This window comes from Sphingobacterium suaedae (genome assembly GCF_042684625.1).
Taxonomy (GTDB): Bacteria; Bacteroidota; Bacteroidia; order Sphingobacteriales; family Sphingobacteriaceae; genus Sphingobacterium; species Sphingobacterium suaedae.
Genome location: NZ_JBHULR010000006.1, coordinates 53,060 through 73,681 on the forward strand (window position 1 = coordinate 53,060; position 20,622 = coordinate 73,681).

Annotated in this window: 16 protein-coding genes; 9 read left to right on the forward strand and 7 right to left on the reverse strand. The window is 43.6% G+C overall.

Translation table 11 applies throughout. The features are described 5' to 3' along the window. Window positions 1-14: 14 nt before the first annotated feature. From ACFSR5_RS14270 to ACFSR5_RS14285, 4 genes are all read right to left on the reverse strand, one after another. A complete protein-coding gene (locus ACFSR5_RS14270; RefSeq protein ID WP_380904953.1) occupies window positions 15-3,044 on the reverse strand; it encodes a tetratricopeptide repeat protein in 3,030 nt (1,009 codons plus the stop codon). A 223-nt stretch (window positions 3,045-3,267) separates the two neighbouring features. Beyond that, entirely contained in the window at window positions 3,268-4,209 is a 942-nt protein-coding gene (locus ACFSR5_RS14275; RefSeq protein WP_380904955.1) for an aspartate carbamoyltransferase catalytic subunit, read from the reverse strand. Window positions 4,210-4,231: 22 nt separating this feature from the next. Then, window positions 4,232-4,777, reverse strand: coding sequence for a bifunctional pyr operon transcriptional regulator/uracil phosphoribosyltransferase PyrR (pyrR, locus tag ACFSR5_RS14280; protein WP_380904957.1), 546 nt, complete (start codon window positions 4,775-4,777; stop codon window positions 4,232-4,234). A 179-nt stretch (window positions 4,778-4,956) separates the two neighbouring features. Continuing rightward, the gene (locus ACFSR5_RS14285; RefSeq protein ID WP_380904959.1) at window positions 4,957-7,986 is read right to left on the reverse strand and encodes a DUF2723 domain-containing protein; all 3,030 of its coding nucleotides are present in this window, start codon (window positions 7,984-7,986) and stop codon (window positions 4,957-4,959) included. Between the two features lie 648 nt (window positions 7,987-8,634). Here ACFSR5_RS14285 and ACFSR5_RS14290 point away from each other — a divergent pair. The 3 genes from ACFSR5_RS14290 (at window position 8,635) to pth (ending at window position 11,032) form a co-directional block, all read left to right on the forward strand. Then, window positions 8,635-9,591, forward strand: coding sequence for a ribose-phosphate pyrophosphokinase (locus tag ACFSR5_RS14290; protein WP_380904961.1), 957 nt, complete (start codon window positions 8,635-8,637; stop codon window positions 9,589-9,591). A gap of 167 nt (window positions 9,592-9,758) precedes the next feature. Continuing rightward, window positions 9,759-10,355, forward strand: coding sequence for a 50S ribosomal protein L25/general stress protein Ctc (locus tag ACFSR5_RS14295; RefSeq protein ID WP_380904963.1), 597 nt, complete (start codon window positions 9,759-9,761; stop codon window positions 10,353-10,355). A 113-nt stretch (window positions 10,356-10,468) separates the two neighbouring features. Continuing rightward, window positions 10,469-11,032 carry an aminoacyl-tRNA hydrolase gene (gene pth, locus ACFSR5_RS14300; protein ID WP_380904965.1) on the forward strand — a complete coding sequence of 188 codons (564 nt, stop codon included), beginning with the start codon at window positions 10,469-10,471 and terminating at the stop codon, window positions 11,030-11,032. A 43-nt stretch (window positions 11,033-11,075) separates the two neighbouring features. On the opposite strand, the gene ACFSR5_RS14305 is transcribed toward pth, so the two are convergent. Next, window positions 11,076-12,929: a M56 family metallopeptidase gene (locus ACFSR5_RS14305; RefSeq protein ID WP_380904967.1), complete on the reverse strand. Its 1,854-nt coding sequence runs from the start codon at window positions 12,927-12,929 to the stop codon at window positions 11,076-11,078. A 4-nt stretch (window positions 12,930-12,933) separates the two neighbouring features. Then, window positions 12,934-13,296: a BlaI/MecI/CopY family transcriptional regulator gene (locus ACFSR5_RS14310; protein ID WP_380904969.1), complete on the reverse strand. Its 363-nt coding sequence runs from the start codon at window positions 13,294-13,296 to the stop codon at window positions 12,934-12,936. A gap of 320 nt (window positions 13,297-13,616) precedes the next feature. Between ACFSR5_RS14310 and ACFSR5_RS14315 the strand changes: the two genes are divergently transcribed. Continuing rightward, the gene (locus ACFSR5_RS14315) at window positions 13,617-14,903 is read left to right on the forward strand and encodes a citrate synthase (RefSeq protein WP_380904971.1); all 1,287 of its coding nucleotides are present in this window, start codon (window positions 13,617-13,619) and stop codon (window positions 14,901-14,903) included. Between the two features lie 118 nt (window positions 14,904-15,021). On the opposite strand, the gene ACFSR5_RS14320 is transcribed toward ACFSR5_RS14315, so the two are convergent. Beyond that, window positions 15,022-15,801, reverse strand: coding sequence for an META domain-containing protein (locus tag ACFSR5_RS14320; protein WP_380904973.1), 780 nt, complete (start codon window positions 15,799-15,801; stop codon window positions 15,022-15,024). 298 nt (window positions 15,802-16,099) lie between these two features. On the opposite strand from ACFSR5_RS14320, the gene nuoH reads away from it, so the two are divergent. From nuoH to nuoL, 5 genes are read left to right on the forward strand one after another with little or no spacing between them, the layout of a single operon-like run. Next, the gene (gene nuoH, locus ACFSR5_RS14325) at window positions 16,100-17,173 is read left to right on the forward strand and encodes an NADH-quinone oxidoreductase subunit NuoH (RefSeq protein WP_380904975.1); all 1,074 of its coding nucleotides are present in this window, start codon (window positions 16,100-16,102) and stop codon (window positions 17,171-17,173) included. After that, a complete protein-coding gene (locus ACFSR5_RS14330) occupies window positions 17,128-17,739 on the forward strand; it encodes a NuoI/complex I 23 kDa subunit family protein (RefSeq protein ID WP_380904977.1) in 612 nt (203 codons plus the stop codon). The genes nuoH and ACFSR5_RS14330 overlap by 46 nt, the downstream gene beginning before the upstream one ends. Then, entirely contained in the window at window positions 17,739-18,287 is a 549-nt protein-coding gene (locus ACFSR5_RS14335; RefSeq protein ID WP_380904979.1) for an NADH-quinone oxidoreductase subunit J family protein, read from the forward strand. Before ACFSR5_RS14330 ends, ACFSR5_RS14335 begins: the two co-directional genes overlap by 1 nt. Then, window positions 18,284-18,589, forward strand: a complete 306-nt coding sequence (gene nuoK, locus ACFSR5_RS14340) for an NADH-quinone oxidoreductase subunit NuoK (protein ID WP_380904981.1) — start codon at window positions 18,284-18,286, stop codon at window positions 18,587-18,589. The genes ACFSR5_RS14335 and nuoK overlap by 4 nt, the downstream gene beginning before the upstream one ends. 1 nt (window position 18,590) lies before the next feature. Further along, on the forward strand, window positions 18,591-20,621 hold the full coding sequence (gene nuoL, locus ACFSR5_RS14345; protein WP_380904983.1) for an NADH-quinone oxidoreductase subunit L: 2,031 nt from the start codon (window positions 18,591-18,593) through the stop codon (window positions 20,619-20,621). Window position 20,622 lies beyond the last annotated feature (1 nt).

A 20,622-nucleotide genomic window follows, 5' to 3' on the forward strand; every position in this document is an offset into this window, starting at 1 on the left:
CTTTCCTATTCTTGTTATTTCAGTTTTTCTAAACGGGATTTCGCTTCTTTTAAAACGTCATCTTTTTCGTTGTCATAATTATCTATCACACTTTCCAAGGTAGATTTAGCTTGGAACTTATCTCCTTTTCCCGCATACGCATCAGCCATTAAGATAAAACCTTTGGCCACCCAATAATCATACGAGGAGAACGAATTCGAAATATCGAATGCAGACTCGATTGCTTTATCGTACTGTTTCGCTTTTAGTTGCTGCTCGCCCACGCGATAACGCGCCTCCGCGCCCGTTACGGTCTTACTCTTTAACGCAGCTAGGTTAAATTCTTTTGATGCGTCCGCCCCCTTATTTGTGGCGGCATAAGCTTTACCTGAATACAGATGAGCCAATGCGATGTCTTCTTCCGATGACTTTTCATATTCTTTCACCAATTTGGCATAATTTTGCGTTTCGACGTAATCTCCAATTTGAAAGAAACTAACTAGGAGGTTATTGATCGCAAAACCATAATTAGCTTTATATTCCGAAGTAAGTTCCAACTTGCGTAATACTTGTACAGCTTCGTTGTATGCGTTATTACGCAAGTGCAATTTAGCTACACTGATTAAGGTTTGTTCGGTATACGCGCTGGTCCAATCGTTCATAATGATATTGAAATCATGAATAGCCTCTTTATCCTTTCCGAGCTGCGCGTAACTCTCGCCACGGATAAAGCGAGCATGCTTTTCTTGGATCGGCTTCGGAAACTTATCGAAATAAGCATTGATAGCCTCCACAGCACCTTGATAGTTACCACGGTCAAACAAAGTCTTGGCCACACTGAACGTATGTGCATCTTGTTCTGCTGTACTTAAATCGCCGATATTGGTGCTCGTTGCGTAGCGGATATATCCTGTTGCATCGCCTTTGTCCAGGTAAATATTTTCAATGGAAATCAACGCCTGTTTTGCTTCGTCGGTTGTTGCATATTGATCCACCACGCGTTGAAAGGTGGCCAATGCTGCATCATTGTCATCCTTATTGTACTGCACCAAACCGATCGTCACCAAAGCTCGCGGCACATAGCTACTTCGCGGATATTCGTCCACCATCGACTGTAACCCCGTAATGGCACGGTCGTAGTCGCCCATTAAGAAATAGGTGTAAGGCACCTCAAACGCAACGTCATCCGCATAGTTAGACTTCGGATATTGCTTAACCACTGCATTTAAAGTGGCAATTTTCGCATTGTTGTCTCCTTGAAGTCCCTGAATGATACCACGTTGAAACAACGCATAATCCTGGCTAGGCGCTTTTGAACTGATCAACCGGTTATATTGCTCCATAGCTCTACCATAATTCTTCATGCCGAAGTAAGAATCCGCAAGCCGCGCGATAGCATCATTACGGGTATTAATCTCAATACCATCTTTACCTCCGGTAGCTAAGAAGCGTTCAAAATAATTAGCTGCTGTAGTGTACCGATCGTTTCGGAATGCCGCATAGGCTAACGCGTAGTTCGCATAGCTATACACATCCGTTTTGCGCGCAGCCGGCAATTGCATAAACTTATTAAAATTCGCCACCGACTCGCCGTATTTACGAACTTCGTACATAGCTTCTGCTTTCCAGTATAATGACAGGGCATAGATCTCCTCATCATAACGATTTGCCTCGGAGCGCATAAACATCGAAATCGCATTTTCAAACGCCCGCTCATTGTAAAATTCCAACCCCCGGTAATAGGTCACTTTCTGGTATGCGGCATTCGCTTCACGCCCTCTTTTTCCAATACTCTCCAAGATATCTACCGCAGCTCGATAGTTTTTTGTACTCAGTAGAACTTCAGCAAGCAATGTTTTCGCTTCCTCTTGCCGTGCAGACTTCGGGTACGTTTCTAAATATTCCTGCGTAGCATCTAACGCCACTTGGTGAAATTCCAATTCGTACGACAACTTGGCATAATTGAACAACCCTTCCTCTTTCAATTGTGGATCAAAATCTAACTTTGATGCCCTAAAGAATGCATTACGTGCACTCTGCTTATTTCCCGTTTTCAAAAACGAATCGCCCAAGGTAATCATGGCACTTTGGTAATAAGCATCCGGTTCACCGAGTTTCTCCAGCTCTTGGATGGCTTTTTGATAATCCCCAAGCTTGTAAGCGATGTAACCGATCTGATAACTATCTTGATTGTTTTGTGTTTTACCCTGGTCTTGTGCTTGAAATTTATCGTAATAATCTTTCGATTTCTGTAAATCGCCTTTGATAAAGTAAGTCGCCCCTACGATACGGAACAGTTCCGTTTCATGCTCTTGCTTGGTCCGCTCTAAAATAGGCAGCGCATAGCTTAGGACATCATCGTAACGTTTGTCCAAAAAGTATAGCGCTGTCACGTAATACGGGTAGCTGTTTTCATATGTTTTCGACCCATTGAGACGCTCGAATTCATTCAAAGCCGTCTTATACTCGGTATCGAGGTAGCAAAGGTAGGCGTAATAATAAATGGAAGCTTCCTGAAATGGACTCTTTTCGTCTTTCAGTCGCTCAAATGCGGGCTTAGCCGCTTTGTAGTCATTGGTCATAAATTGGGCATAGGCCAATTTAAAACGATATTCGGTATTTTCCGCACCAGCTAAATTCTTACTATCGATTTTCTGAAACCATTCGATAGCTTTTGTGTAATCCTTTTTCGCATAATAAGATTTTCCGATTTGGAAATAGGCAGCCTTAGAATTTGCACTTGCTGGATAATCTTTGATATATTTTAAAAACCGGTTCTCTGCATCTGAGTCGCCTAGCTCTAAGGCACATATCGCTTGATAAAACCGAACGTTTTCTTTGATCAGCGACAGCTCTTCGGTTTCATCCAACTGAAGAGTAGACTTGGTTCGTATATCCTCTACCCGATCAAATTGTTTGGCCGCAGAGCTGTATTTTCCCCGCTCAAACAATTCCATTCCTGACTTGTAAGCACTATTTATTTGTTGCCAGGCCGTCTGTTGGGCAAACGACACCGACCCCATTAAACTCAATGCCACACCTACACCATAAATTTTCTTATTCATACTGATGAATTATTCAACAACTAAATCTTCGCGTTAAAATTGAAGCCGACACTCCAAAAAGAGCCTAAATCTTCAGGATACTAAATTATAATTAAAGTTTCACGTTTTCCTCAAAAGTTCTTAACATCTGTTGGTAACTGACTTTATAACGAAGTTTTTACCCAAAAAATATGCCCAACTAAAAAAAGTCAGGCATAAAACGAACATTCGTTCAAACGGCAGGCTACATACCGCGCTGTCCGGCCAACAAATAGAGTACAGCCATACGTACGGCAACGCCATTTTCTACTTGATCAAGAATAATGGCATGATGACTATCGGCCACATCTGAGGTAATTTCCACCCCCCTATTAATCGGTCCAGGGTGCATAATGGTAATTTCTTTATCCAGGGAATCGAGAATTTCTTTGTTCAAGCCGTACAGCATCGAGTACTCACGCAACGATGGAAAATAGGCGATATCTTGACGCTCCAATTGAATACGCAACATATTTGCCACATCACACCAATTCAGCGCCTTTCGTAAGTCATGCTCCACTTTCACGCCCAACGATGAAATATACCTTGGTATCAACGTGGTGGGACCGCAGACCATCACTTCTGCCCCCTGTTTCTGCAAGCAGAGTATATTGGAAAGCGCAACACGGGAATGCAAAATATCACCGATAATAGCTACTTTACGACCAGCAACATCGCCGTAGCGCTCACGAATAGAAAATGAATCGAGAAGCGCCTGTGTGGGGTGCTCGTGCGCACCATCACCCGCATTCACGATCTGGGCATCCACATGTTTACTTAGGAAAACGCCAGCTCCCGCATAGGGATGGCGCATCACAATCATATCGACCTTCATCGCCAAAATATTATTCACGGTATCAATAAGCGTTTCACCCTTGCTCACGGAAGAGGAAGATGCCGCAAAGTTAATGGTATCAGCAGAAAGGCGTTTTTCAGCCAGCTCAAACGATAATCGTGTCCGTGTCGAATTTTCAAAAAAAACATTGGCGATGGTAATATCCCGGAGCGACGGAACCTTCTTTATCGGACGGTTCAACACCTCCTTAAAATTGGCGGCTGTATCCAAAATCAACTGTATATCCTGTTCGTTTAGATCTTTAATACCTAAAAGGTGTCTTGTACTGAGCTGCTCGGTTGTTGTTGACATGTTATTAATATTTTCTAGCGCGTTACTTCTTTTCTGTGACAAGAACAATACTGTCGGTGGTATCCACCTCTTCCCAGCTCACGATAACTTTCTGTGAATCGATAGAATCAACCTGAATACCAATATAATCCGGCTGAATTGGAATTTGTCGTGAAAACCGCCGGTCCACCAGAACCAACAGCTCCATTTTTCCCGGACGTCCAAACGCCTGCATCGCATCCATCGCCGAACGGATGGTACGCCCCGTCCACAGTACGTCGTCAATCAGTACTACATCTTTTCCATCTACCATAAAATCGATAACGGTGCTATTCGCTGCTAATGGACTAGCACCCTTCATCCGAAAATCATCCCTATAAAAAGTAATATCCAAAACGCCGAGTTGCACCTGATGCCCGGTCATGCTATAAATCTCTTTTTGAATACGTTTAGCTAAATAAGTACCGCGAGGCTGAATTCCGATCAATACGGCATTGGAAAAATCGCCATGATTCTCAATCAACTGTTGACAAAGACGCTTGATTGTAATCTGAAACTTGGCTCCTTCTAATAAAATCGATTGTTTCATTATTGGAATATTTGGGCAAACTTACGGTATTTTTTCGAAAAACAGGTTATCTCACGACCATAATAAACGTAAAAAGGCAATCTAACGATCACCTTTTTACAGAAAGTATTTATTTTTTAAAGACATCAACAACCTGTTTCCCTCAATCATTCTTCATAGAATGTCGAGCAATGTTATGCTTATTGTCCCTGTTGTTCGAAATAGTGCTGGTACACATGGAACAATTCGTCCGACTGTTTCTTCAATGCCGGCTGATTCACTTCGTCAAACAATTGTTTATAACGCTGTATCGAAGCCAATCCAAAACGCATATTACGATACTCCAGATTAGATTTTGTTTCCGATACGGCTTCGTAGTACGCCATATTCTCGCGTATAAAATCAAGATTGCGTTTAGCAATCTCATTGGCCTTCGCAGATTCTCCGACTTTATACATCACGTCCAGCAATGGAACATAGCTCATCACCTCAGACATTAGATAGGCTCGTTTTGGCATATTTTCATACGCATTGACAACGAGTTTCTTCGCCTTCTCTTGCTCCCCAGCCGAAAGCAATTGCTGTGCGGTTTGTCCAAATATCGTTCCGACATACATACTTATATAGCGATACGAATCCGGATCGACGTACGACGCCTGCCCGATATTGCCCCAAGAAAACTTGTTCATAACATTGGTATACGTTTGGTCCACGTTCTCAACAGAGCTTGGATCACCCTCCTTCAAACCGAAATCAACAGGCATCAGACGGTAAGCAAAACCCTCGCTCACAAGGAAGCGATCTAAGCCCATGTAGTTTTCTTCCGGTGTTGTAATCGTAAAATACACCGGACGTTTCCAGTTGTTGTTCGCCAAAATAGCCAACATCGATAGTTCTGCCCGGCTTACATAATTTAAGCTGTACGTCCAGCGCATCGTATCCACAACAGCCGACTCCCATTCTTTGGGGACAACCTTATTCGCTAGCACAGCTTGCTTATCCACGGGCAACTCCATTTTTTTTGTCGGCAGGAGATTAACAAATTCCCCACTTTGCAATTGCGCTTTATTTTGTGGATTATCCGACAACATAACATTAATCAGATCCTTTATGGGAACATGATTTGGAATATTGTAATCTTGATAGTAAATGACATCCCGTACACCGTCTTTAATGAGTTCCGGATTTATGCCGATAGGCAATGCATTGGCCTCATTCACTTTTTCCATCATTTGTCTCATGTACCAATCCGCGCTTAAAAGACTTAAATTCACCACACGAACATCGGTACGGAACCCTTCGACTTCCTGTACATACCACAACGGATACGTATCGTTGTCGCCGTAGCTAAATAAGATTGCATTCGGGGCACACGATTCGAGGTAATTTTTCGCCATATCACGGGCCAACATTTTCTCAGAACGGTTATGGTCATCATAATTTTGTGCGATCAGGATGACAGGTCCTGCCAGAACCCCTGCTGCGGCGGCCACATATCCGGCCGCTTTCGCATTTGCTTTCTTTATTAAGAAATCCGCGATAGCCAGCACCCCCAAGCCAATCCAAATACTAAACGCATAGAAAGATCCCGCATAAGCATAATCCCGCTCACGAGGTTGTAACGGAGTCTGGTTAAGATATAACACAATGGCTATACCTGTAAAGAAAAATAAAAGCCCCACCACACCGGCATCCCGCTGTTTACGTCCAAAATGCCAAAACGCTCCAAGCAGTCCTAAAATAAGCGGCAAGAAAAAGTATGTATTACGTGACGGATCAGTTTTCGCCGAAGTTGGTAAGCTATTTTGTCCACCAACCAACATATTGTCGATCGGCTTAATTCCACTAATCCAATTTCCTTCTGTAAAGGAACCATGTCCCTGTTGGTCATTCTGCCGACCGGCAAAATTCCACAGAAAATAACGCCCGTACATATGACCGATCTGATAGCCAAAGAAAAACTTTAAGTTATCTGCAAACGTGGGCGATTCATTAGGCCCCAGCCCTAGGTATTCCCGATAGTAATCCGGATGTCCGCCTTTATCGCTATAGATACGAGGGAACAACGTTTCCTTGTCATACGTATATACCGGGTTACGTTTTGCCACCACATATTTATCTCCGTCCTTACGGTATACTTTCTTCCCGTCTTCAACTCCCGTTGGTCGTGCGTCGAAAAACCGTCCTTTGAACAAAGGCTCGTCTCCGTATTGTTCACGATTCAGGTAGCTTAAAAAAGAAAACGCGTTATCAGGATCACTGTTATTCAACGTAGGATCTGCCTTCGCGCGGATCATAATCATCGCGAATGAGCTATATCCCAATATAATAAATGCAGTGCTGATCAACGCGATATTCAAAAGCGGTTTGGCTTTTCTTAGCGAATAGAGAATACCATATACGATACCGGCTATGACAAGTACGGCAAATACCGCTGCCCCCCAACCGAAACCAAAACCGAGCGTATTTACAAAGAAAAGATCAAAGTAGGCCGCGATCTTAATCGAGAACTGGATCACACCCCAAAGTATGAACCCAAGAACAACAACGCCAATGCCCAGTGCTTTTAAAATTCCAGCACTCGTACTTTGTTTTGTTTTTCTGAAATAGATAACCAATGCGATAGCGGGAATAACCAATAGGTTCAGTAAATGCACCCCGATAGATAGACCCATTACATAGGCAATGAGGATGAGCCATTTATCTGCTTGCGGTTCGTCAGCATGTGTCTCCCATTTCAATATCGCCCAAAATACAACGGCAGTACACAACGAAGACATAGCATATACTTCGGCTTCCACTGCCGAGAACCAAAACGTGTCTGTAAATGCATAAGCCAACGCTCCTACGGCCCCTGAAGCCATCGTTAAAAAAAACTGTTGCGGCGTAAGCGCAGCGTGACGATCGTTACCAACAAACACCTTGCGCGCCAAAGCAGTGATTGTCCAAAACAAAAACAGGATCGTAAGACCACTACAAACTGCCGAGCCGATATTCATCCAAAAAGCGATCTTGGTCACATCACCCATCGCCAGATTGGAAAACACATTCTCGACCATCAAAAACAGAGGCGCTCCCGGTTGGTGAACAATCTGCATCTTAAAGGCAGAGGCGATAAATTCACCACAATCCCACCAACTCACCGTTCGCTCGACGGTCATCACATAGACAATCGTTGCTACAGCAGCACAGATCCAGCCCAAAAGGTTGTTAATCTTCTTATAATTCATTCTATTTTGATAAGGTTATCCTAAATTTATGGCTCGAAAATAAGGAATACAAATCGACTATTAAATATTATTTACACATTTTAACGAAAGTTGTTACAAAATCCAAAACAACAAGGCTCCTATTGACGTACAGGAGATTCAAACAATGACAGAAAAATATCATGCTGAAAATCAGATTGGATACATCTTTTCGTAAAAAAAGTTTTGGAAGTAATAAAAACAGGCGTATATTTGCATCGTCAAAACAAAACAACATCAGTTTTGACAGCACAATTGTCCGATAGTATAAGGGTAGTACAAGTGATTTTGGTTCATTTAGTCTTGGTTCGAATCCAGGTCGGACAACGAAAGGAGAGCAGCAACAGCTCTCCTTTTTTGTTACACATAATCCTGCATTAAGAGCCTCTGCATGACGTAATTAGTCCAATAAAAAGTATTTTGTTTTCAGAAACATTTGGCTAACTTTGCCCCCAACACGAAGAGCAGATCTTTATCCATTGTTTTGTCCGATAGTATAAGGGTAGTACAAGTGATTTTGGTTCATTTAGTCTTGGTTCGAATCCAGGTCGGACAACGTTAGTTAACGATCTCTTCTTTCGGCAAGTAACATTGGAAATATTGAGTTAATCCAACATAAAATCACGCATAATGCCTTTGCAATTTAACACGGTGAAGCTGTTCGCTGGATCGGGAACAGTAGAATTAGCAGAAAAAATCTCCAAATCGTACGGCAAGCCTCTTGGCGACATGACCTTGTCCAAATTTAGCGACGGAGAAATTCAGCCCTTTTACAATGAATCTGTACGCGGAAGCGACGTTTTCCTTATCCAATCCACCAATCAACCTACCGACAATCTACTTGAACTTTTACTGATGATTGATGCCGCAAAAAGAGCGTCGGCACACTACATCACCGTTGTTGTTCCCTACTTTGGGTTTGCTCGTCAGGACAGAAAAGACAAACCACGCGTAGCCATTGGCGCAAAATTAATTGCAAATCTGATTATGGCAGCAGGAGCCCACCGCATCATGACGATGGATTTACATGCGGCGCAGATACAAGGCTTCTTTGATATCCCTGTTGATCACCTCGATGGTTCCATCATCTTCGTTCCGTATATCAAATCGCTCAACTTGCCCAATCTAACGATAGCCTCTCCAGACATGGGCGGATCGTACCGGGCACGTACCTTCGCCAAATTCTTCAACGCCGAAGTTGTGATCTGTGATAAACGGCGTAAACGTGCGAACGAAATCGAATCCATGTCTATTATTGGTGATGTCAAAGGACAAGACGTGGTCTTGATTGACGATATTTGCGATACCGCAGGAACATTATCAAAAGCCGCAGCCTTGATCATGGAGAATGGAGCGAACTCCGTTCGTGCCGTATGTACACATGCTGTTCTGTCCGGAAAAGCATACGATACCATTGAGAACTCTGTTTTAACAGAAATGATTGTAACGGACACCATCCGTTTAGATCCAGAAAGATCCAAATCCTGTAGTAAAATTAAAGTCTTATCGACAGCCGACCTTTTTGCCGGTGCCATCAAAAATGTCAATGAACACGGTTCTATCTCCGATCTTTTCGAGATCAAGTAAGGATCGTAATGAACTATATGCACCGAAACGGGGGGATCAAAATCCTCCCGTTTTTGTATAAACCAAAAAGAAGCACCCTGTGAAGAAGTTCACATAATCCCCTCAAAAAGTTTTACATATAAAAAATATATCATATCTTTGCACCTCAAAATTTAATAATTTAAACAATGAAATCAATTGCTATTAGCGGTTCTGCAAGACAGAACGTAGGGAAAAGAGATGCGAAAGAATTGCGTTACGAAGGACAAATTCCTGCAGTTCTTTACGGTGGTAAAGAACAAACACACCTTTCTGTATCCGCAGCTGATTTGAAGCCAGTTCTTTATACGCCAGACGTCGTATTTGTAGAATTGGATATCGATGGCAAAAAAACGAAAGCTATCGTTCAAGAAGCACAATTCCACCCACTTACGGATTTAGTAACTCACGTCGACTTTTTAGAGTTGTTTGACGACAAAGAAGTTTCTGTAAACATTCCAATCAAATTGACAGGTACATCTCCAGGTGTTAAAATGGGGGGTAAATTAGTGCAGAAGTTACGTAACCTTCGAGTGAAAGCATTACCGAACAACCTTCCTCAAGAAATTGAAGTTCCTATGGAATCGTTGGAAGTTGGTAAGTCTTTCCGTGTAGCTCAAGTTTCTTTAGAGAACGCTAAGGTGCTTAATAATTCAGACGACACCATCGTATCTGTAATCATGTCTCGTGCATTGCGTCAAGCAGAGCAAGAAGCAGCGAAAGCAGCAAAAGGCGGTAAAAAATAAGCGTGACCATTTGGCTTGCGTAAAGGCTTCGGAAATCCGAAGCCTTTTTCGTTGACTAAATTCACGCCGATCTCCACCCCTACATCTCAATTCAAATCCTTATTTTTGCAGACATGAACTATTTAATTGTTGGATTAGGTAATATTGGTAAAGAATACGAAGACACACGCCATAACATTGGTTTTATGGTCGTAGACGAAACGGCAAAACAAGCCGGCGCCACCTGGTCGCTACTGAAGCTTGCCTATTATACGGAATTCAAGCAACGCGGTAGAAACGTATACATGATTAAGCCCACTACGTTCATGAATTTGAGTGGAAAAGCCATGAACTATTGGATGCAACAGCTCAAGGTTCCTCTACAAAATGTACTGGTGATTGTCGATGATTTAGCTATACCCTTCGGCTCACTACGCATCAAGCCGAAAGGATCCGCAGCCGGACACAATGGCCTACGCTCTATCGAAGCGACATGCGGCGGTCAAAATTATGCTCGACTACGTTTTGGTATCGGTGATAACTACCCAAAAGGCAGACAAGTCGATTATGTACTCGGTCCGTTCGATGCGGATGAGCAAAAAGACCTCCCTGCACTTATTGATCACGCCGTAAAGATGATTCAGAGCTTCGTCAATATCGGCATTGAATTAACGATGACCAATTTAAATACCAAGTAAGGAGGAGGAAACTTCTTTCCCTCCTCCTTACTTGGCTTATGTTCTACTTTGTTTTTATTTCAACACGACGTCCCTGTTTATTTCGTTCCCCTTTTGTTTCTATTGTCAAAATATCTTTCTCCGGAACCGCTTTAAACTCATTTTTAGATACCGCATTTCCATCCACAAAAAATACGTCATTGTCCGTATAGGTGTTCTTGCCCTTAGACACCGAGCTCCCATTCGCTTTCGTTGCGATCAGCACGACGCCATGTGCAGCCTTCTCGCCATATATACTTTTGGCATCGTCATTTTTTAACACCGTAACAGACTCTATTTTATCCGGTGCAACGCCTGTCTTTATACCATACCCTTTAGCCTGCGGCACGCCATCCACAACAATCAATGGCTGCAGATTATCATCCTTCACACCACGCACCTTCACCGTTTTTACATGGCTCGTATCCGCCTGCACAACAAAGCCGCTGCCACGCGTGGATGTATAGCCACGGACAGCGACCGGTTGCCGTCGGCTCGTATCCGACAAAATGCGTACACCCTGTACTTTTCCAGACAATGCCTTAGCATATTCTTTTGTCGTCACCTTAATAACGCCATTTCGTCCGCGCTCACCATATTGCGCGACTGCTGAAATATCCTTAAATACCTCTATACGTTCAATAGCATGAGGATCCATGGCGTCCAAATCTTCGGCAACCTGAATTTTATCGTCTACGATCACGAGCGGTGAATTTGGGCCCTGCAATCCACCGCCGCGAAAAGTGAGACCATTCTTGTTAGATACCGATACCTTTGCCATCCCTTCTACGGCATGCTTCACCGAAATCCGTCCGCGCTTTTCAGCAACGGTATCGCTACCGCTATCTTCGATACCGCCTGTATAGGCTATCTTCAGTGGGATTGTGTCCGAACCCAACGCTTCTTTTAAGACCTGACCAGCTTCCCCATTCCCGTTTACCGCTCTCATAGAATCTGGCGTCAAAACACCGTGTAAGTCGGTTTGCCTCGCTGTTTGCACAACTTCCACAATATGGCCGTCGGCTTTACTAATGGTAAATGCACCTGCCGCAAAAATAATGATCGGTAGCAAGCAGGCATATTTGCTCAGCTCGAGCGTGGATGATCTTCGTTTGTTCATCATCATTATACGCTTTTTTAACAGTTTAAAATTAAATTGATTACTAATCCCTACTGCAGCACCCTCTCGGGATACACGCAGCAAAGAATACTGATAGGCCTGCCGATCCACACCCTTGTTTAGAACTTGTTGATCAGTCAAGAATTCCAAATTTTGACGCACAGCTCTGCGCATGAGCCATACGAAGGGGTTATACCAACAACCTATCCATACTATTTCGAACAACAAAATATCGATCGTATGAAGGCCTTTCACATGGATATTTTCATGTTCAAAAATATCATAAAGCTCCTGCTCCTGATGTTGTTCTTTATTCAGGTATATCGTATTTAGAAAGGAGAAGGGAACAATCGGAAAAAGGACATTCCGATACCAGTAAGATTTCCAGGTCGCATCCACCGAGCGAACATGTATGCGCAATAAGCTGATGAGTTGTATCAGTAACTTAACTGCAAAAAACAACACACCCGCGGCCACACACATATAGATCAGGTTTTCTACGGTATACACCGAAAGATCTTCTTTGGACGCATGGAAAGCCGGCAGAAAATCAATCAATTCACCTACAGGTTCCAAGTGTTGTTGAAACAAAGCTTTAATATCCAAGAACGGGTAAGACAACGAAAAAACACCTCCCGCAACAAAGTATATCCTATTCAATGGATAGAATGTGAGGCTCTTCAACAACGCCGTATATCCGACATACACGATGGCGAGTAAAATATTGACTTGTACAATATAGGCGAGCAGCGAATGCATAAGCTTACGATTTATTACGCTTGATCATATCCATAATTTCTTCGAGTTCCTCCGGCGATAACTTTTCTTCCTTAACAAAAAAAGACACCATCTCTTTATAGGAGTTTCTAAAATAATCGCCCACGAAATTATTCATAAACCTTCCCTTGTATTCTTCTTCTGAAATCACCGGCTCATAGCGTTTCGCGTTGGCATACTTAACAGCCTTCACATAACGCTTTCTTTCCAGATTTCGGATCGTGGAGGCCAATGTCGTATAGGGTGGCTTCTCTCCCTTTAGATTATCTAAGATCTCCTTCACAAAACCGCCGTTTAATTGCCAGATTGACAACATGGCTTCTTCCTCTTGCACTGTTAACTTTTCCATATTCAAATACTAATGTATCACAATATTACGAAATTATCGTAATTACGCAAATTATTTTTCTTTTTGTCCACGAAACAGGTTATTCGTCCGCTCTGATCGATGTCTTTTGTAACGAAAGGTCCTGGGTGGCGGAGATTTGTTCGGCTTAAAACAGGAATGTTGGAAAATGAGCCATTTAGCAACCCCAACCAATCGGCCACAAAAAAGGACAGTATCCGAATAAAAAAGTCTTAAATGACGCACTTGTGTCATTTTAATGACGAGTCATATTAGATATTATCACTGATTTTTATACATTTGTAGAAACTAGATTATTAAATATGTCGGATAAAGCAACAATAAATTTAGACGGTGCATCCTACGAGCTTCCAGTTGTTATTGGTACTGAAAACGAAAAAGCAATTGATATTTCGAAGCTTAGAGATCAATCGGGATATATCACATTAGACCCAGGTTTTAAAAATACAGGCGCCACCAAAAGTGCCGTCACCTATTTAGATGGCGAGCAAGGTGTCTTACAATACCGGGGATATCCTATTGAACAGCTTGCAGAGAAATCAACGTTTCTCGAGGTCGCTTACCTTTTAATTTATGGGGAATTGCCAAGCAAGGATGTATTGGAAAAATTCCGCGCTGATATCAGAAAGCAAATGATGATCCACGAAGATATGAAAAACTTCTTCGCAGGATTCCCATCTAAGTCCCACCCCATGGGCCAGCTTTCCTGTTTGGTTGGTGCCCTATCTGCTTTCTATCCAGAGTCGCTGAACCCAAATCCAACAGACGAAGAAGAAAATAAAACCATCATCAATCTGTTGGCAAAAATGCCAACAATCGTTTCATGGATTCAAAAAAAATCATTAGGACACCCTGTCGTTTATCCAAAGAACAACTTGGGTTATATCGAAAACTTCCTAACCATGATTTTTGGGGAAGTGACAGGAGAAACAACATTCGACCCGGTGGTCGTCAGTGCGATGCATAAGTTGCTGATCTTGCACGCAGACCATGAACAAAACTGTTCTACATCGACCGTTCGGATCGTCGGCTCCTCTAATGCCAATCTATACGCTTCTATTTCTGCTGGTATTAACGCACTTTGGGGTCCGTTGCACGGCGGTGCAAATCAGGCCGTAATCGAAATGTTGGAAGCGATTAAAAACGATGGTGGCGACGCAGAGAAATACTTGGCAAAAGCCAAAGACAAAAATGATCCATTCCGTCTAATGGGATTTGGACACCGCGTGTATAAAAACTTCGATCCACGCGCAAAAATCATTAAGAAAGCGTGTGACGATATCCTAGAAAAATTAGGCGTAAATGATCCAGTATTGGAGATTGCGAAAAGATTAGAAGAAGCCGCACTAAACGACCAATACTTTATTGACAGAAAACTATATCCTAACGTAGACTTTTACTCCGGTATTATTTATCGTGCACTCGGTTTTCAATCCGATATGTTTACGGTACTCTTTGCACTTGGCCGCCTTCCAGGATGGATTGCACAGTGGAAAGAAATGCGGGACAACAAAGAGCCTATCGGACGTCCACGTCAGGTATATACCGGTGCTACCAAGCGCGATTATATCGATATAAACAACCGGTAATACCGAACGCGTTAGCCCTATAACCAAAAAAGCTCGAACAGTGTCTGTTCGAGCTTTTTTGGTTATAGGGCTCTTCGCCACTCAACGGCAGTTTGGAAACCGTCTTTTCCGTCGGACATTACTTTTTACTCCAGCGCATCACCACGATATCGTCCGCAATCATAGTCAGTGTATTTTCCTGCATATCAAACGACGTGACACGTTCCAGATTCTTGAAAAATACCTGCTCCCCATTTCCAGGACAAGCCATTTTTGTAGCTGCAGCAGGCCCAAACTTAATCTGGTGGCCCTTCACAGAGATCGAACTGGAAAAGTTATTGCAGCTGCTATTTCCTGTAACCCTATTTGTTGCACTATCGAATGTTATAGTGGGTTTCCTTTCGGGGTATAAAGTCTCGAAAGTCGTGCCCGGCTCCAGGATATAGTCCACCTCCCACGTTCCGCTTAACTTTCCAGCACCATCCTCTACGAGGTTAAATTTGGCCAAGGCTTCCCCTTTACCTTTCGAAAGTGTCAACTGGTTTCCTTCTACCTGATACGTATCCGCCTGCTCAAACAATTGTCCCAGTCCATGTTCTATACTCATATCCTCGCAAGCCATCATCGTAGACATGCCTCGTTTGAATTTTATACCATTTTTCTTTACCAGTGTATATTCTCCACCTATACCGTTGCACCCACCACTTGCACCGTATCGGCCTTCTTCCGCTAAAAACTCCAGGAACGGCATCTTTCCGTTTACCGTCGCCGGTACAACCTTCCCATTCAGCTCAACCAACTGCCATTTCTTGTTCAATAAGACTGTTGCGCTGCCATCCCCCGTGGACGGCTTGCGGACTGCGCAACTAGTGAAAAGCACAACGAAGACGATGAGGTAGCTAAAGTTTACTTTTTTCATGTTTTTTTATTTTGTTAAGTACAATACAAATAAGCAAACGAAAGGTTTGTTCATCGTGCTACAAAATAAAAATTGGCCAAACAAAAAATAGCTCCATGAACCTGTTAAACAGCAGTATATTTTTCTTTTTTCATGTGTGGATCACCATCCCAAACAAGGAAAAACGCTTCACAAAAAAAGATTTGTCATCTGCTCTCCACATTCTCTACCATTTTGGTATATTTTATCTATTTTTGTTAGGTTTTGCAACGTTTTCCGTATGTTTGCATCCAATTAAGAATTATTCTAAAAAGTCGTTTTGACCAACCTGATTATCCATATTGTCGTACCTGTTGCAATATTTACGTTTATTGCAGGTTTCACGCTGTTTGCTGTCTACGCCGAACGCAAAATTGCAGGATTCGTTCAGGATCGTCTAGGCCCCATGGAAACTGGCAAATATGGACTCATACAGACCATCGCTGATATTCTGAAATTGCTTCAAAAAGAATTTATCACCCCCTCTGCCGCCGATAAAGTTCTATTTGCCCTTGCCCCTATTGTCATCTTTACGGCTGTTTTTATCGGATTCAGCGTAATACCTTGGGCGCCTGATTTTATCCCGGCCAATACGAACACCGGTCTATTTTTTATAATGGCTGTAGTTTCCATTGATGCCATCGGTATTTTAATGGCAGGATGGGGGTCTAATAACAAGTATTCATTACTGGGAGCCGTACGTGCTATTGCCCAGATGGTATCCTACGAAATACCGGTCGGATTATCGCTGATCGCCGCCGTCATGATCACGCAGACGCTCAACTTAAATGATATCGCCTATCTCCAAGGGATCGCATCGCCCGAACAAATCTATTTCATGGGCTTTTGGGATGTGACCGACATCGGCGGTATATTTGCCTGGCATATCCTGCAGGCTCCGCATTTGCTGATTGTTTACATAATCTTTTTTATCGCCTCTTTGGCTGAATGTAATCGCGCCCCGTTCGACATTCCAGAGGCTGAATCCGAACTGATCGGCGGTTTTCACACGGAATATGGTGGGATAAAATTTGCATTTCTTTTTTTGGCAGAATACGCAATGATGTTTTTGGTTTCCATTTTGGGCGTCGTGATCTTTTTAGGGGGCTGGAACACCCCATTACCGAATATTGGCAGTTTACGGCTTGCTGATTGGACGACCGGGCTGTGGTGGGGCCTCTTCTGGACGTTGATTAAATCATTGACCATCGTTGGCATCCAAATGTGGATTCGCTGGACATTGCCCCGATTCCGGGCAGACCAGCTTATGACACTATGTTGGAAGATATTAATTCCCGCCGCCTTTATATGTATGGCGATATCGGGTATCTGGAGAATATTTGTAATGTTGTAGATTTGGTACTTAAGACCACCATACAGGGATTTTTAACAGCCGTGAAGGGTATGCTTCTCACGGTCAAACACCTCTTTGCCGCTCGCCGGTCGAGGGGAACCCTCGACATTCGGCAGGAAAACTATTTCCAGCAGCAAGAGGGGGTTGCCACCGTGCAGTATCCAAAAGAAAAGATGCCCATACCAGAGGTAGCTCGCTACCAATTGGAGGTTGAAATTGACGATTGTATTGTCTGTGACCTCTGTGCCAAAGCATGTCCGGTAGATTGCATCGATATACAGGCAATCAAATCTCCCGAAGCCATAGGGAAAACTTCGGATGGAAGTGTCAAGCGGTTATATCCGGCAAAGTTCGATATCGATATGGCCAAATGTATGTATTGCGGGCTCTGTACCGTCGTGTGCCCAACGGAGTGTATTACGATGACCAACAATTATGACCGCAGCACACAGAAGTTGACGGATTTGATCTATGGTTTCTCAGAAATGAGCCCCCAAGAAATTGCGCAACGTAAAGAAGAATGGACCCGTTTTCAAGCTGAGAAGGAGGCGGCGAAGAAAAAATAATGTCGATCGAAGAAATTATCTTTTATGTATTTGCGGCAATGGGTATCCTCGCAGCGCTCCTGTTGGTGAATATCCGAAATACAGCACGAGCCCTCTTCCTTTTATTTATCGTCTTATTTGCCATGGCAGGACTATATCTGTTTGCCCTGGCCGATTTCGTCGCTATCACGCAAATCCTAGTCTATGTTGGTGGTGTCCTGATCTTATTGATTTTTGCATTTATGCTTTCCAACAAGGAGTTACTAGCCGATTTACAGTCAACTACCCAACGCTTTATCGCGCTTCCTAATTGGCAGGCATTCATGCTCGCCCTTGCCTTTCTATCCACACTTATATTTGTGTTTATTGGTTGGGGTAAAGAAGTGCCGGAGTGGATTCATCGCTCGGTAGCCGATGGCACGCTGATTCGGCCTTCCGACAACAACGTAGAAGCTCTTGGTTTTAAATTTATGACACAGTATATTCTCCCCTTTGAAGTCATATCCATCTTTTTGATGATGGCGCTGATTGGTGCTGCCCACCTTTCTAGAAAGGAGGAAAAACAATGATCACGCTGACCCATTTCCTCCTAGTCAGTGCCTGCATTTTCTGTATTGGCTTATATGCGATATTGGCCAAACGGAATGCCATTATGATCCTTGTCGGCATTGAATTGATGATCAACGCGGCCATTCTGAACTTTGTAGCCTTCGCCCGCTATGATAAAATAAATTATGGCGGTCAAATCTTTGCGCTTTTCGCTATTGTCTTAGCCGCTGCCGCGGTCGCGGTGGGATTAGCGATCATCCTAAATGCATACCGACATTTTAAGACCATCAATCCACAACATATTCACGAATTAAAAGACTAACGTGGACGGCTTATTTCACATATCGCCCGTTGTCGTCACTATATTGGTTGTGTCATTGCCGTTTCTCGCCTTTTTGGCGCAGGCCATCCGCGGTAAAAAATCAACGTCGGGCATTCTCGGACTGATCGCTATTACGGGCAGCACTGCACTTAGTCTGTTTGGCGTTTTTGTCCACGTTTGGCAGCATACGCCACTTGCGGAAAAGATAACCTGGTTCACCATTGGAAACGAATCGTTCGGCATAGGTATACTCCTCAATGATTTGACCGTACTGATGCAGCTGATTGTGTGCGTCATTGCCTTGCCTGTACATATTTATTCCCGCGCCTACATGAAAGGCGACCCGGGTATCCATCGCTATTGGACGTACCTCAGTTTATTTTGTTTTGCGATGCTTGGACTGACGGTATCGATTAATCTCTTGCAACTTTACGTGTTCTGGGAGCTTGTGGGATTTGCATCCTATTTACTGATAGGATTCTGGTTCACCAAGGCTTCCGCGGTAGAGGCCAATAAGAAAGCTTTTTTGGTAAACCGGATAGGCGACATCGGCTTTCTGATCGGTATCGCTCTAGTCTATGCGCACTGCGGTACGTTGGATCTGGTCGAATTGTTCGGTAACGCCGGAGTATGGGACGCGATGGGAGCTTCGGGAAATGCACGACTCCTTCAAGAAAACAATCCTTGGATGACGTGGGCTGGCTTGGCGTTTTTTTTAGGAGCGATGGCCAAGTCTGCACAATTTCCGTTACATGTATGGCTTCCCGATGCGATGGAAGGCCCAACTTCCGTATCCTCGCTCATACACGCCGCCACCATGGTTGCTGCCGGAGTATTTCTTCTTTGCACGGTTTTCCCGTTGTTCAATGAAACCGTCTTAACGGTAATTGCCTGTGTAGGTAGCCTCACTGCGTTGACGGCTGCTTTTTTCGCTTTGGCACAATACGATATCAAAAAGGTATTAGCATTCTCAACTATTTCACAACTGGGCTTTATGATGGTAGGCGTAGGAATTGGGGCTTGGGATGCAGCCATGCTTCATCTGGCTACGCATGCCTTTTTCAAATGTTTACTTTTCCTGGGTGCCGGAGCTGTGATTCACGAGATGGATCATTTCAGCAAACACGCCAACCTCCAAATAGATCCACAAGATCTACGGAATATGGGCGGCCTAAGGAAGTACATGCCGAAGACTTTCATTTGCATGACGGTCGCCTCATTGGCGCTAGCAGGGTTCCCGCTGACTTCCGGCTATCTATCAAAGGATAGCATTGTGATACAGGCATTCGAATGGGGCGCACACCTGGGTGGCTTATATCTAATCGTCCCGTCAGTCCTTATAGCGGTCAGTATCCTGACAGCGTTCTATATTGGTCGACTGGTATTTAAGACCTTCTTGGGCCGCTTTAACTTTGCCGACCAAACGCATAACATACTTCATGAAGCACCGCCCACCATGGTGTGGCCTATGTTGTTCTTGGCTGCAGGAAGTCTTTTTCCGGTCTTTGGTTGGCATCCACTCGACTACCATACCACATGGATGGTACAAGCTTTTCACGTGAAAACATCATTTCCAATTGTCCACGCAGCCCATCTGATCATTCCCTTCCTCCTGACTGCGGGAGCGCTGATCGCCTGGGCCATCGGTTGGAACTGGTACGTAAAAAAACGATATCCGCTCTCTAACAATAATGCTTGGGTTCGATTTGCGAACCAACAGGGCTATATCAATACCTTCAACACGACTGTTTTTGTAAAAGGTATGGAACGGCTCAGTCAATGGCTTTACGCATTCGACCGCCATGTCGTCGACGGCTTAACCAAGTTGTCTTCTTGGTGCATTCGACAATTTTCAGCCTTGGCTTATTGGTTTGACAAGCATATCGTAGATGGCATCGTCAACCTGATCGCCAAGACAACATATTATATCGGACACCTGCTTAGACATGTCCAGAACGGACAGCTACAAGCATATTTGGGATTCGCCCTTACGATGGTCGTCCTAGGCATTCTTTATTTGATAATTAAATAGA